This window comes from Deinococcus multiflagellatus (genome assembly GCF_020166415.1).
Taxonomy (GTDB): domain Bacteria; phylum Deinococcota; class Deinococci; order Deinococcales; family Deinococcaceae; genus Deinococcus; species Deinococcus multiflagellatus.
This window is the reverse complement of record NZ_JAIQXV010000001.1, coordinates 148,679-161,678: the sequence shown is the minus strand read 5'-3', so window position 1 is coordinate 161,678 and position 13,000 is coordinate 148,679. Positions and strand designations below refer to the sequence as shown.

The window sequence follows — 13,000 nt, the reverse complement described above, 5'->3', positions numbered from 1 at the left end:
CGGGACAGGTGCTGGGCGCTGAGAGGAAGCCTCAAGCCTTCCCGGTGCCGTTCAGACCGGAGGAACCCCACAGCGCGCGGCCTCCTGGGCTGGGGGCGAGCTTTCCCCTCTGTCGTCCCCGCTCCGCCCCTTACGCCGTTCCGACGGGTCCCCCGGGCGGCAGCCACACGGTGGCCTGCGCGCCGCCGCCGGGGGCCGGGCCCAGCGTCAGGGTGCCGCCGTGGACCTCCACCACCCGCCGCACCACCGCCAAGCCCAGGCCAAATCCCTCGGTGTCGGTCTGGCCGCGCACAAAGGCGTCGGTGAGGGTGCCAGCGGGAAAGCCGGGGCCAGTGTCCTGCACGGTCAGGCGGGCGCCGCCGGCCTCTGGGCCCACCACGACCTGCACCCGCCCGCCCGGAGGCGTGAACTTGATCGCGTTGCCGATCAGATTTTCCAGCAGGCCGCCCAGCAGGCCGGGATCGCCGCGCAGGGGCGCGCTGTCGCCGTCCAGCCACAGGTCCAGGGCGCGGCGCGAGGCCAGGGGCTGCAGCAGGTCCACCGCCTCGCCGGCCAGGGTCAGCAGGTCCAGGTCCGGCCACGCCGCGCCGCCGGGCAGGGCGTTGGCCCGCGTGAGGTTCATCAGGTTGCCGGTCAGGCCCCGCAGGCGGCTGGCGGTGCGCTCGGTGCGCACCAGGGCGGCGTGCAGGTCCTCAGGCGAACGCGGGCGGCTCAGGGTGTGCTGCACGTCGGCCAGAATCGCCGTGACCGGGGTGCGCAGTTCGTGTGAGGCGCTGGCCAGAAACAGGGTTTCGTGCGCCCGCTCGGCGCGCAGGGCCTGCAGGCTGCGGTCCAGGGCGCGGGCCAGGGCGCCCACCTCGCCGGGCTCGGCCAGGGCGGGCAGCGGCTCGGCCGATTCCAGGGTCTGCACCCGCGCGGCCAGGGCCTCCAGGGGGCGCAGGGCCCGGCGCACCGCCCGCGCCACCACCAGGCCCAGCAGCACGCTCAGGCCCAGCAGGGTCAGCAGGGCCGCCAGGGTGTAGCGGCGCAGCAGGTGTTTCAGCGGCGCCAGGTTGCGCCCCACCTGCACCGTCACCTCGCCTGCCCGGCGCGAGGTCACCAGAAAGTTGCCGCTCTGGCGCGTGGCGCGCACTTCCTGGTCGTTCAGGAAGGTGGGGTCCAGGGTATCGGGCGCGGCGGCGCCGCCCAGAAAACGCAGCGCGGCGCCCTGGTACACGCGCGCCGCCGCCGCCTGCCCCTGCTCTTCGAGCAGTTCGGTGGCGGCCAAGCGCAGCTGGGCGGGCGTGCCGGCCGACACCGCCAGCAGCGCCTCGGCCTGGGCCTCGATCTGCCGCACGACGCTGGCGCGCTCCAGGCGCCACAGCAGAAAGCCCGCCACGCCGGCAAAGGCCAGCAGGGAGAGCAGCAGCACGCTGAAGGTCAGCAGGGTCAGGCGGGCGCGCAGGGTCAGGGCGTCACTCCTGGTCGGGAAAGCTGTAGCCCAGGCCGCGCGTGGTGACCACGACCTCGTCGCCCAGCTTGCGCCGCAGGTTGCGCACGTAGGTGTCCACCACGTTGGACTCGGCGTCAAAGCGGCCGTCCCACACCCGGTCAATGAGTTCCTCGCGGGTAAAGATGCGCCCGGGATGCGAGGCCAGCACCTCCAGCAGCGAGAACTCCTTGGCGGTCAGCGCCACGCGCGCGCCCGCGCGGAACACGGCGCGTCCGGTCCAGTCCAGCTTCAGGTCGCGCCAGGTGCGGGTGCTCTGCACCTCGGCGCGGCCCCGGCGCACCAGGGCGCGCAGCCGCGCCTGCACCTCGCCCAGGTGAAAGGGTTTGACCAGATAGTCGTCGCCGCCGCTGTCCAGCCCGGTGATGCGGTCTTCCACCGCGTCGCGCGCCGTGAGAAACAGCACCGGCGCCGCGCAGCCCTCGTCCCGCAACGTGCGCACCAGGTCAAAGCCCGCCTGGGTGCCCTCGGGCAGGCCCACATCCACCATCAGGGCGTCGAAGGGAAAACTCACGGCCAGTTCGTGGGCTTCACGGGCGCACCCCGCCTCGTCCACCGCGTAGCCCGCCTCGCGCAGGCTGGCCGCCAGCGGGTGGCGGATGCCCACCTCGTCTTCCACGATCAGAAACCGCATAGGGGCAGCTTACCCGGCGCGGTTAACAGCCATATGGAAGGGCGGGGCCGGGCAGGCCCACGCGGCGCCTTACTGCACCGCCCGCGCCGGCTGCAGCACCTGCAGGCGGGCCTGGGTGCCTTCTGGGCGCACCTCGTCGCTGGGGCGGTGCACCAGCAGGTCCTGGGCGTGGCCGGCCAGCCGCACAGTGTAGGTCACGTCGTGGCCCTTGAATTCCCGCGCCACGATGGTCACTTCGGGGGCGGCGGGGTCGTCGGTAAAGCCCAGGTGTTCGGGGCGCACACTCACCATCACCGGGCCGCTGGCGGCTTCGCGCAGGGGCACCACGCCCAGCGCCGTGCGGGCCATGTGGCGGTCGGCGGTGCCCGAGAGCAGGTTGCTGCGCCCCAGGAAGTTCGCCACAAACGCGGTGCGCGGCTGCGCGTAGACCTCGTGCGGGGGGCCCACCTGCTCAACGTGGCCGCCGCGCATCAGGACCAGCCGGTCACTGAAGGCCAGGGCCTCTTCCTGGTCGTGGGTGACCAGCACCGCCGTGGTGCCGCTCTGGTGCAGGATGGCGCGCACCTCCTGGCGGGTGCTGTGGCGCAGCTGCGCGTCCAGGTTGGAAAAGGGTTCGTCCAGCAGCAGCACACTGGGGCGCGGAGCCAGGGCGCGCGCCAGCGCCACCCGCTGCTGCTGCCCGCCTGAGAGCTGATCGGGGCGCCGGGACTCAAAGACGGTCAGCCCCACCAGGGCCAGGGTCTCGCGGGCCCGGGGCAGGCGCGCGGCGCGCGGCAGGTGGCGCAGGCCGAAGAGCACGTTGCCCAGCACGGTCAGGTGCGGAAACAGCGCGTAGTCCTGAAACACCAGCCCCACGCCCCGGCGCTCGGGCGGGGCAAAGGGGGCGGTGACATCGCGCCCGGCAATGCGCACGGTGCCCGCATCGGGGCGCTCCAGGCCCGCAATCAGGCGCAGGGTGGTGGTCTTGCCGCAGCCCGAGGGCCCCAGCAGGGTCAGCAGTTCACCGCTTTGAACGCTGAGGTTCAGGCCGTCCACCACCGGGGGCAGGCCGGGGGCATAGCGTTTGGTCAGCCCCTCCAGTTCCAGAATGGGCGAGGTCATGGTCGGTCCTTTCGGCGCCGCTCACGGGGGCGCTCGCGGCGCAGGATCAGCAGGGTCAGGCCCGCGCCGCTGACCGCCAGGGCCAGGGCGTAGGGGGCGGCGGCGGCGTACTGCGCTTCTTCGGTGTAGGTCCAGACGTTGCGGGCCAGGGTTTCAAAGCCGGTGGGCGCCAGCAGCAGGGTCAGCGGCAATTCCTTGAGCACGCTCAGGAACACGAAGGCCGCACTCACCAGCAGCCCCGGGCGCAGCAGCGGCAGAGTCACCCGGCGCAGGGCACCTACGCCGCTCTGGCCCAGCACCCGCGCGGCTTCTTCCAGGCGGGGCGTGGCGCGGGTGAGCCCCGTGCGGATGGGCCCCACCGCTTCGGCCACAAAGTGCAGGGTGTAGGCGGCGATCAGCAGCGGAAAGGTCTGGTACAGGGGCGGCGCCAGCCGCAGGGTAAAGAAGATCAGGGCCAGGGCAAAGGCCAGCGGCGGGGTGGCGTAGCCCAGGTAGGCCGCCCGCTCGGTGATGCGGGCCAGCCGCCCCTGCGCCCGGCTGCCAATGTAGGCCAGCGGAAACGCCAGGGCGGTGGTGGTCAGGGCCGCCAGCGCGGCGGCGCCCAGAGCCCCCTGCAGGGCTTCTTGCAACCCGGCCCAGGCGTAGGGGTTTGTCTCCAGGCGCAACCAGTGCAGCACGGTGCCCAGCGGCACCACCAGCGTGGCCCCGGCCAGCGCCGCCAGAAAGGCCCAGGCCAGCGGCGCGGCGCGGCCCAGCGAGACCCGGCGCGGCTGGCGGGCGCCCCCCGGCGACACGCGCGACAGGTGCAGGCCCCGCACCAGCCGGGCTTCCAGCCACAGCACCGCGCCCGTCACCAGCAGCAGGCCCAGGGCCAGCCACGCCGAATACACCCGGTCGTAGGCCGCTGTGTACTGCTGGTAAATGGCGGCGCTGAAGGTGGGGTAGCGCATCAGGCTCACCACGCTGAAGTCGCCCAGCACATGCAGGGCGATCAGCAGGGCCCCGGACAGCCACGCCGGGCGCAGGTGGGGCAGCGTGACAGCCAGGAAGGTCTGGCGCCGGGTGCGGCCCAGCAGCCGGGCGGCGTCTTCCAGGGCGGGGTCCAGGCTGCGCAGCGCCGACTGCAGGTTCAGGAACAGGTACGGAAAGGTGAACAGGGTCAGCACGCCCAGCGCGCCCCAGAAGCCGGTGGGCCCAGGCCAGTTCAGGCCAGTCCAGGCCTGAATGGTGCCGCCGGGGCCGCTGGCCGCAATCAGGGCGTAGGCGCCCACGTAGCCGGGAATGGCCAGCGGCAGCACCCCCAGCAGCATGGGCAGCCAGCGCGGGCGCAGGGTGGTGCGGGCGGCCACAAACGCCAGCGGCAGGGCCACCAGCGTGGTGGTCAGCAGCGTGGCGGCCGTCAGCAACAGCGTGTTGCCCAGCAGTTCCAGATTGCGCGTCCGGAACACGATCTCGCGCAGTTCTGTCCCTTCGGCGCCAAACGCCCGCACCACCAGATACACCAGCGGCAAAAGCACGCCCAGCACCGTCAGCAGGGCGGGCAGCAGCAGGGGCAGGGGCGGGCGGCGGTGGGTCATGGGCAGCGCAGACAGCAAAGCAGGGCAGCCGGGTCACCATAGCAGACCGGAATAGTCAGCATTCGGGCCACGCGTCCCGGCCGGGCAAAAAAAGCCCCGGCCCAGGGTGCGGGCAGGGGCGGCAGTTTCGCCTGGGCTTACAGCAGGCCGGCGTCGCGCAGGAGCTTCTGGGCCTTTTCGATGTTCTTGGGGAGCACGGTGGGGTCAATGCGGGGGCTGCGCTTGACCACGTCGGCGTAGGGCAGCATGGTCGTGGGCTGCAGGATGTTGCCAATCACCGGGTACTCGAAGTTGACGCTGAGGAAGAAGGTCTGGGCGTCCTTGGCGACCAGGGCCTGCAGGAAGCGCAGGGCGGCGGCCTGGTTCTTGCTGGTCTTCAGGATGCCCGCACCCGTGGCGTTGCCCAGGTTGCCAATGTCGCCCGCCTTGAAGAAGTAGGTGTCAATGGGGTAGTTCAGGCGGTTGACGCGCTGGATGTAGTAGTGGTTGGTCAGCGCCACGTCGATCTCGCCGGCGCGCATGGCTTCGAGCATGCCCACGTTGCTGGTCTTGTAGTCCTTGGGCTGCAGGGCCTTCATGCCTTCAATCCAGGCCTTGGTGGTGGCCTCGCCGTACTTGGAAATCATGGCGGCCAGGAAGTCCTGAAAGCTGGGGTAAGACACCGTCCAGCCAATGCGCCCCTTGAGGCTGGTCATCTTGGGCAGGTCCAGAACAGAGTCGGGCAGAGATTCGGGCTTGATCTTGGCCGTGTTGTAGGCCAGGGTGCGGAAGCGCACGGTGGTGGGCAGCCACGCGCGGTTGTCGGGCAGGTAGTCGTCGCTGACGTTGCGGGTCAGCGCGGTGCCCAGCTTGGTAAAGCGGTTCTCGGAGGCCAGTTCGCCCAGCGCGCCTACCGAGTTGCCCCAGTACACGTCGGCAGGGCTGCGCGCGCCCTCTTCACGCAGGGCGGCGACCAGCTGGGCGTCGGTGCCGTAGCGCACGTTCACCTTGATACCGGTCTGGCGCTCGAACTGCTGCACCACGGGGTCCACGAAGGTCTTGGCGCGGCCCGAGTACACGGTCAGGGTGGTCTGGGCAAGGCTGGAGCCAGCGAGCAGCAGGGCGCCGAGGGTCAGGGCAGTTCGGGTCATGGCCGCAATCCTAAGTAAAACACTCGGGATAGTCAGGGATGAATGTCCCGCAAGTCACAGTGGTGGCCTGTGGTCGGGTGTTCTGCCCAGCTGGACACCACAGAACGGCTGGCCAAGGATTGGGGGAGGGAGAGGCAGATACGCCGCGCTGGCACGGCATCACCTTGTTTCAACCACCGTCAGCCCAGATCACCTGCCGCCGCCTCAGATGTGACACTTCTGTGACGGCCATCACCTACACTGGGCAGTACCAGCGCAACTGAATACAAAGGCGGGCCGGGTGAAGTCCGCTGCGCACGAAGTCGGAAGCGGTGCCCCCACTGCCTCCGGCCTCTTTTTGGGCCCGTGTGGCGTGCACTATGCTGCCCCCATGAGCCTGCCTTCTGCTGCTTCCCCCCGCACCGTGCTGGTGACTGGCGCCACTGGCGGCATCGGGCTGGTCACGGCCCGCGAACTGGCCCGTCAGGGCGAGCGCGTGCTGATCGTGGGCCGCGATCCCCAGAAAACAGGCCGTGTGGCCGGGGAGATCGGCGCGGCGGGCACCTTCCTGGCCGACCTCTCCGAGCTGGCGCAGGTGCAGCGGCTGGCGGCGCAGGTGCGCGAGCAGAACGGGCAGCTGGACGTGCTGATCAACAATGCCGGGGCTTTTTACCGCGAGCGGCAGGAAACGCGTGAGGGCATCGAGCGCACCTGGGCCCTGAACCACCTCTCCCCTTTCCTGCTCACCCGCGAGTTGCTGCCGCTGCTGCGCCAGTCGGCGGCGCCCCGGGTGATCACGGTGGCCAGCGCCGCGCACGCCATGGGCAGGCTGCGGTTGGACGACCCAGAATTTCGCCGGGGCTACGGGGGCTGGGCCGCCTACGCCCAGAGCAAGCTGGCCAACATCCTGTTCGCCCGTGAACTGGCGCGGCGTGAACGCGGCGTGCTGAGCAGCAGCCTGCACCCCGGCATGGTGGCCACCGGCTTTGCGCACAATAACGGCGGCTGGGTCAGCCGGTTGTACGGCATCGTGGACCGCTTTGCCCTGACGCCGGAACAGGGCGCGCAGACCACGCTGCACGTGGCCACCGCGCCGCTGACCGCCTCGGGCCGCTACTACAGCGAAAGCCGCGAAACGACGCCCGCCCCCCAGGCGCTGGATGACGGCGCGGCGCTGGCCCTGTGGCAGCTCAGTGAGGCGTACGTGGCGGACATAAAGCCGGCTGGGCGCTGAAAGAGCCCCCTGGCCGAGGGGCGAGGGGTGGACATGGGCCAGCGGAAGGGCTCTCCCCGCTCAGGCCTCGCGCACGAAGCCGCCGGCCACGAACTCCTGCACCAGGGCCTCTAATTCGTGCAGGGCGCCGTCATCGCGCAGGGCAAACTCGGCGGGGGTCAGGCCCTCGGCCAGGGCGCGCAGAAAGCCCAGGCCCGGCTGGCCGTGGCGGGTGCGGAAGGCCTGATGCACGTTGGTGATGGCGTTCAGGGCGTCTTTGCCCCGCAGGGTCAGCACGTAATGGTGGTGCGCCCAACCCGCCAGACTGCGCGGCAGAATCAGGGTCTGGGGCCGCAGCGGCGCTGGAAAGGCCCCCTCGTAGGGCAGCGTGGCAGGCATGGTCGCCATAATCTGCCCGCGCACATAAAAGATGGCCCCGCCCGGCCGGGCATGCAGCCCCGTGAAGTCCTCGGTCAGATTGAATTTCCAGGCGCGCGAGCCTATGCCGCTCAGGGCGTGGGTCAGCTGCGGGTCCATGGCGCAGGCGTCCAGCAGCGCCCCCTGCTCATACAGCCCCAGCAGTTCGCCCAGGGCCTGCTCGCCGGTCAGGCTGCCGGCCGCCGCAGTCACGGTGCGGCCCTCGTACAGCAGCACGTAGGCGCTGTGTTCTTCCAGGCTGGCGTGCAGGTAGCCGTACCACGCCTGATCATGCAGGTACTTTAAAAAGGCGTGCAGGTCGCAGAAACTGACGTGCAGCCCCGCGTGCGCGGGCACCGCCTGCGGCAGAAAACGGGCCAGAAACGGCGCGGCCCCCGGAAACATGGGGGTCAGGTCGGGGGCGGCCTCGCCCAGGTCGGGGCCCGGCTGCGGGTCAGTCATGGGCAGCTCCGGCGCGCAGGCTCACAGCGCCTCAGACAGAACTGCCGGGGCGCCGGGACCGGCAGTGGGGTTGTCCGCGTCAGCCTGTTCGGGCAGCAGGCGGGCGCCCTGGCGAAAGCGCTGGGCATTGAGCACATACCGCTGCGCGTTGCCGCCGCTGGGGGCGGGGCGCACCACACGGGCCGGCACGCCCACGGCCAGCATGCCGTCGGGCACATGCGCGCCTTCGGGCAGCACGGCCCCGGCGCCCAGCATCGCCCCGGCCCCCAGGCTGGAGCCGCTGAGCATCACGGCGCCCATGCCTACCAGACTGCCTGGGCCACAGGTGGCGCCGTGCACCACTGCGCGGTGGCCCACGGTCACGCCCTCCCTCAGCACGCAGGGCCAGCCCGCGTCGGTGTGCAGCACCGCGCCGTCTTGCACGTTGCTGCCCGGCCCCACGGTGATGGGTTCCAGGTCGCCGCGCAGCACCGCGCCGTACCAGATGCTGGCGTGCTCGGCCACCGTGACCTGACCGATCACGTCGGCACTGGGGGCAAGAAATGCAGTGGGATCAATCTGGGGGACGTGCCCGTCCAGGGCGTAGCGCGGCATGCCTTTTCCTCCGGAAAGCCACGGGCAGGGCCGCTGCGGTGCCCAGCCGGGCACCAGGACACGCGCCACACCCCGGGGCAGATGGTGAACTGCCGCCCAGGGTAGCACGGGCCAGCGCGCCCCCGCCGGGCCCGCTGGACAGGGGAAGTTGGCCCCTGCCCGCACGTCCCCAGCCGCCTCTGGCCGGGAGGGGCGGGCAGCGGTGAATGCCTCTTCCCCAGCCCAGCGGCCCACCCCCACCGGAGGCCCCCCACATCTGCGGCCCAGGCGGCCAGGGCGGCCCGGTACCATGCTGGGGATGACCGACGTTCCGCTTGCCGCCCCCAGCCTGGGCCGCCCCGTCTTTGAGCGGCAGGCCCCGCCCACCGTGCTGCACCACCCGGTGAGTTTCACCGGGCAGGCCGGCGAATACTTCCGCATCTGGATCGTGAATGTGGCGCTGACGCTGGTGACTTTTGGGCTGTACATGCCCTGGGCGCGGGTGCGCACCCGGCAGTATTTCTACGGCCACACCTGGGTGGACGGTCAGAACTTTGAGTACCGCGCCAATCCCTGGGCGCTGCTGCGCGGCTACCTGCTGATTGGCGGGCTGTCGGTGCTGTACGCGCTGGCGCTGCAGTCTCAGGACCTCAAGTACATTCTGCTGGGGGTGCTGCTGCTGCTGATCTACGCGGGCTTTTACCCCTGGCTGGTGCGGCAGTCGCTGCGCTTTCAGGCAGTCAACACCTTTCACCGGGGCCTGAATTTCTCGTTTCACGGCTCGGTGGGGCAGGCGTATGTGGCCTACGGCGCCGCCAATCTGGCCGCCAGCTTTACCTCGGGGCTGGCGCTGCCCTGGGCGTGGTTTATGCAGCGGCGCTACCAGCTGGATCACCTGGCCTACGGCACGGCCCGCACCCACTTCCGGGGCGATGTGGCGCCGTTTTACCTGATCGGCCTGACTGGGCTGGGGCTGGTGATCGGCGGCGGGGTGGCGCTGGGCCTGCTGCTGGTGCTGGTGGCGGGCGGCGCAGCGGCCCTGAGCGGCGGCGACTTCCTGGGCATGGACCCGGACAGCGACACCGTGGGCTGGGGCTTTCTGGCCGCGGGCGCGGCCGTCTACGTCGGGGTGCTGGCGCTGTACGCCCTGGCGTGGCAGTACGTGCGCGCGGCGGTCATGGCTTACGTGCTCAACCACGCTGAACTGGGCGGCGTGGTGCGCACCGGCGCCAGTTTCTCGCCGTGGCGGCTGGTGTGGATTGGGGTCACCAACAGCCTCGCGCAGCTGTTGACGCTGGGGCTGGCCACCCCGTGGGCGGCGGTGCGGCGCACCCGGTACATCATGGGCGGCATTCAGGTGCGCTCGCTGGTGCCGCTGGACACCTTCATGGGGCAGGCCACCACCGGCGAATCTGCGCTGGGCGAGGCCGCCAGTGAACTGCTGGATATTCAGGTGGGGTTCTGAGGATGAACCGTGCGCCGGCCAGCCCGTCAGACACGGTGGTGCAGGGCGTGTACTTCGATGGCCGCAGCAGCCGGCCCCACCCCGCCGAACTGACGCTGGGTGCCCAGGGCGCGGCACTGCGGGTGGTGGGCGGGGGCGTGGCGGCCAGCGCTGTGCACTGGCAGGCCGCGCAGGTCACCGTGGACCCCAGCATTCCCGGCGTGCGCCGCCGCCTGAAGTTTCCCGACGGCAGCCGCTTTGAAACGGATGACGACGCCGCGCTGCGCCGCTGGGAAGCGCAGAGCGGGCACAACCGCGTGCTGCGCGGCGTGCGGGGCCTGGAAGGCCGCTGGACCACGGCGCTGGGCGCGCTGGTGGTGGCGGGCGCGCTGGGCGCCGCTTTCGTGGTCTGGGGCATTCCGGCGCTGGCCACGCAGGCCGCGCTCGTAACCCCGCGCAGCGTCCTGGCCACCTTTGACCGCCAAACCATTGAGCTGCTGGACACCGAGGATTACATGGGGCCATCCAAGCTCAGCGCGGCGCGGCAGGCGCAGTTGCAGGCGGCGTTCGCCCCGGTGCGCGACTGGGCCGGGGGCGGGTACTCGTACCGGCTGCTGCTGCGCGACGGCAAACCCAGCAGTGACCTGGGGCTGGGCGCCAACGCTTTTGCGCTGCCGGGCGGCACCATTGTCATGACCGATCAGCTGGTGAAACTGGCGCGCAGTGACCGCGAACTCGTGGGGGTGCTGGCCCACGAAACCGCCCATGTGACGCGGCGGCACGGCGTGGCCACGGTGTATCAGGCGCTGGGGGTGTCGCTGGTGGTGACCCTGCTGACCGGCGATCTGGTCAGCGCGGGCACCTTCGCGGCGGCTGTGCCGGCCACGTTGCTGCGCAGCGGCTACTCCCGCGCCGCCGAGAGCGAGGCAGACCGTATCGCGGCGGGCTACCTGCTGCGGGTGTACGGAACCACGGTGCCCCTGCAGACCATGCTGGCTCAGCTAGAGAAAGAGGCCAGCAAGGACGGCGAGGACAGCGGAGGCTCGTGGCTGGACCTGCTCAGCTCGCACCCGGTCACCCGCGAGCGCATTGAGGACCTGCGGGCGTTGGAAGCGGTGAAACAGTAGCCCCGCGTCAGCGGGGGCAGGGCGTCGCTCTTATGGTCAGCCAGTCATGCGGAACTCAGGTGCGCCGAAGGCAAGGGGTGAGCGGACTCGCAGCGCTGCATTGCAGACTCGGAGAGCTCTGCAGGAGGGCGAAGACGGGAAACTACGGGACGACGGCGATGGAACGGCAGAGTTGCGCTCTTCCCACTCTGCTTTGCAATCAGAGGAGTCCCGTATCCGGCACTCAGGGCTGCAGAGCTGCCGGCCTTCCAGGCCACCCTGCACGTTAGGCCATGCGGGAGGGTGCCTCTTCCCGCCTCCATCAGCCTGAAATCTTTGTGCCCGCCTCCCTGGCCCTCTCCCCTGTTATGGCTCACAGCAAGCTGGGCAAGGGGCCTGCTTACGGCAAATGCTCTAGGCTGCGGGGCGTGAAGTTCACGGTTCTGTCCACCAGCCTGGACCCGGACAGCCGCAGCGCGTGGCTGTGCACCCTGGCCGCCCAGCAGTTGCGCGTGGAGGGCCACGAGGTCACCCACCTGGACCTGCGCCAGACCCCGCTGCCCCCCTTCGACAACGTGCAGGGGCCGGGCGGCTGCTACGAGCACCCCCACGCCGAGCTGTACCACCGCGCCATCCGCGAGGCCGACGGGCTGTTTCTGGGCGTGCCGGTGTACAACTGGGGCCTGGGCTCGGGGGCCAAGGCGCTGGTGGAACTGACCGGCAGCAGCGACGAGACGCGCGGCCTGCACGGCGCGTGGTTCGACCAGCCGGTGACGTTTCTGGTCTCCGGGGGGCTGGATCACGGCTACCTCAGCCACGGCGCCTTTGCCTTTGGCCTGATGGTGGATTTCCGCTGCGTGGTGAACCCGGACTTCGTGTATGCCACAGGCGCGCACTGGGCGGCGCCGGGCGTGCCGGGCGAGTGGCTGGCGGCGCGGCTGGCCCGCACGGTGACGCGCGGCGCCGACCTCGCCGGGCGCCTGCAGGGCCGTCCCTACCGCAGCGTGTGGGAGCTGTGACTTCTCCCAGCAGCCCGCGCGCGCCCCTGCTGCCCCCCACCGAAAAGCCGCGCGTGGTGGTGGAGCACCCCGATTTCTACGTGGTGCACAAGCCGGCGCTGTGGCTGACCCACCCCGTGCGCGCACGCGTGGACGTGCCCGACGTGCTGACCTATCTGCGCCGCCTGACCGGCGAGGACACCCTGGCGCCGCCGCACCGCCTGGACCGCGAAACCAGCGGCGCGCAACTGTTCTCGCGGGACCGCGAGGCGGCGCAGCGCTTCTTTACGCTGTTCAAAACGCATCTGGTGGGCAAAACCTACGTGGCCATCGTGCACGGCACCCCCGACTGGGAGCGGCGCACGCTGGACGCCCCGCTGGGCGACCTGGGCCTGGGCGGGGCCAACCGCATCGCTATCCGGCAGGCGGTGGTGCCGGATGGCCGCCCGGCCGTCACCGATTTCCGGGTGATGGCCCGCCGGGCGGGGCACACGCTGATAGAGGCCTATCCCCGCAGCGGACGCCTGCACCAGATTCGCGCGCACCTCAGCCACCTGGGCCTGCCAATGGTGGGCGACAAGATTTACGGCCGCGATCCCAGCGTGTTTCTGGCGTTCATGGAGGTGGGCCAGACCCCAGAACTCACCGCGCGGCTGGGTCTGCCCCGGCAGGCGCTGCACGCCGCGCGCATTGCCTTTCCCTGGAGTGGCACCCAGTTCAGCGCCGAGCTGCCGCTGGCCCCAGACCTGCAGGCCTACTGGGACGCGCTGCCGCAGGACTGAACATGGGGCCTGCTTCCCCACGCGGAGGCTGTAGGCAGGAAACGCCAGACGGGCAAAGGCTCCACGCAACCAGTTCTGGGCACTTCCCCCAACCC

At 70.7% G+C, this 13,000-nt stretch carries 12 protein-coding genes; 5 read left to right on the top strand and 7 right to left on the bottom strand.

Annotated features, from left to right (window positions below):
* Positions 1 to 130: 130 nt before the first annotated feature.
* The 5 genes from K7W41_RS23435 to K7W41_RS00770 form a co-directional block, all read right to left on the bottom strand.
* On the bottom strand, positions 131 to 1,411 hold the full coding sequence (locus tag K7W41_RS23435) for a sensor histidine kinase (protein WP_318010882.1): 1,281 nt from the start codon (positions 1,409 to 1,411) through the stop codon (positions 131 to 133).
* A gap of 43 nt (positions 1,412 to 1,454) precedes the next feature.
* On the bottom strand, positions 1,455 to 2,123 hold the full coding sequence (locus tag K7W41_RS00785) for a response regulator transcription factor (protein ID WP_224603761.1): 669 nt from the start codon (positions 2,121 to 2,123) through the stop codon (positions 1,455 to 1,457).
* Between the two features lie 69 nt (positions 2,124 to 2,192).
* Positions 2,193 to 3,224, bottom strand: coding sequence for an ABC transporter ATP-binding protein (locus K7W41_RS00780; RefSeq protein ID WP_224603758.1), 1,032 nt, complete (start codon positions 3,222 to 3,224; stop codon positions 2,193 to 2,195).
* Positions 3,221 to 4,801: an ABC transporter permease gene (locus tag K7W41_RS00775; protein WP_224603756.1), complete on the bottom strand. Its 1,581-nt coding sequence runs from the start codon at positions 4,799 to 4,801 to the stop codon at positions 3,221 to 3,223. The genes K7W41_RS00780 and K7W41_RS00775 overlap by 4 nt, the downstream gene beginning before the upstream one ends.
* Before the next feature lie 137 nt (positions 4,802 to 4,938).
* A complete protein-coding gene (locus K7W41_RS00770; protein WP_224603753.1) occupies positions 4,939 to 5,931 on the bottom strand; it encodes an extracellular solute-binding protein in 993 nt (330 codons plus the stop codon).
* A gap of 370 nt (positions 5,932 to 6,301) precedes the next feature.
* On the opposite strand from K7W41_RS00770, the gene K7W41_RS00765 reads away from it, so the two are divergent.
* On the top strand, positions 6,302 to 7,144 hold the full coding sequence (locus K7W41_RS00765) for an SDR family oxidoreductase (protein WP_224603750.1): 843 nt from the start codon (positions 6,302 to 6,304) through the stop codon (positions 7,142 to 7,144).
* A gap of 60 nt (positions 7,145 to 7,204) precedes the next feature.
* Here the strand turns inward: K7W41_RS00765 and K7W41_RS00760 are convergent, their stop codons facing one another.
* Positions 7,205 to 8,002 carry a hypothetical protein gene (locus K7W41_RS00760; protein ID WP_224603748.1) on the bottom strand — a complete coding sequence of 266 codons (798 nt, stop codon included), beginning with the start codon at positions 8,000 to 8,002 and terminating at the stop codon, positions 7,205 to 7,207.
* A 21-nt stretch (positions 8,003 to 8,023) separates the two neighbouring features.
* Positions 8,024 to 8,596, bottom strand: coding sequence for a gamma carbonic anhydrase family protein (locus K7W41_RS00755; RefSeq protein ID WP_224603745.1), 573 nt, complete (start codon positions 8,594 to 8,596; stop codon positions 8,024 to 8,026).
* Between the two features lie 298 nt (positions 8,597 to 8,894).
* Here K7W41_RS00755 and K7W41_RS00750 point away from each other — a divergent pair, with 298 nt between their 5' ends.
* The 4 genes from K7W41_RS00750 (at position 8,895) to K7W41_RS00735 (ending at position 12,905) form a co-directional block, all read left to right on the top strand.
* Complete coding sequence (locus tag K7W41_RS00750; RefSeq protein WP_224603742.1) at positions 8,895 to 10,040, top strand: YjgN family protein; 1,146 nt, start codon at positions 8,895 to 8,897, stop codon at positions 10,038 to 10,040.
* Positions 10,041 to 10,042: 2 nt separating this feature from the next.
* Entirely contained in the window at positions 10,043 to 11,146 is a 1,104-nt protein-coding gene (locus K7W41_RS00745; protein WP_224603740.1) for a M48 family metallopeptidase, read from the top strand.
* A gap of 407 nt (positions 11,147 to 11,553) precedes the next feature.
* The gene (locus tag K7W41_RS00740; protein ID WP_224603738.1) at positions 11,554 to 12,144 is read left to right on the top strand and encodes an NADPH-dependent FMN reductase; all 591 of its coding nucleotides are present in this window, start codon (positions 11,554 to 11,556) and stop codon (positions 12,142 to 12,144) included.
* Positions 12,141 to 12,905 (top strand): RluA family pseudouridine synthase, encoded by a 765-nt coding sequence (locus tag K7W41_RS00735; protein ID WP_224603736.1) that lies wholly within the window; start codon positions 12,141 to 12,143, stop codon positions 12,903 to 12,905. Before K7W41_RS00740 ends, K7W41_RS00735 begins: the two co-directional genes overlap by 4 nt.
* The last annotated feature ends 95 nt before the right edge of the window (positions 12,906 to 13,000 follow it).

Bases quoted from the DNA above. Each gene is read 5' to 3' on its own strand.
- K7W41_RS00785 (WP_224603761.1), bottom strand. From the start codon at position 2,123: ATGCGGTTTCTGATCGTGGAAGACGAGGTGGGCATCCGCCACCCGCTG.
- K7W41_RS00780 (WP_224603758.1), bottom strand. From the start codon at position 3,224: ATGACCTCGCCCATTCTGGAACTGGAGGGGCTGACCAAACGCTATGCC.
- K7W41_RS00775 (WP_224603756.1), bottom strand. From the start codon at position 4,801: ATGACCCACCGCCGCCCGCCCCTGCCCCTGCTGCTGCCCGCCCTGCTG.
- K7W41_RS00770 (WP_224603753.1), bottom strand. From the start codon at position 5,931: ATGACCCGAACTGCCCTGACCCTCGGCGCCCTGCTGCTCGCTGGCTCC.
- K7W41_RS00765 (WP_224603750.1), top strand. From the start codon at position 6,302: ATGAGCCTGCCTTCTGCTGCTTCCCCCCGCACCGTGCTGGTGACTGGC.
- K7W41_RS00760 (WP_224603748.1), bottom strand. From the start codon at position 8,002: ATGACTGACCCGCAGCCGGGCCCCGACCTGGGCGAGGCCGCCCCCGAC.
- K7W41_RS00755 (WP_224603745.1), bottom strand. From the start codon at position 8,596: ATGCCGCGCTACGCCCTGGACGGGCACGTCCCCCAGATTGATCCCACT.
- K7W41_RS00750 (WP_224603742.1), top strand. From the start codon at position 8,895: ATGACCGACGTTCCGCTTGCCGCCCCCAGCCTGGGCCGCCCCGTCTTT.
- K7W41_RS00745 (WP_224603740.1), top strand. From the start codon at position 10,043: ATGAACCGTGCGCCGGCCAGCCCGTCAGACACGGTGGTGCAGGGCGTG.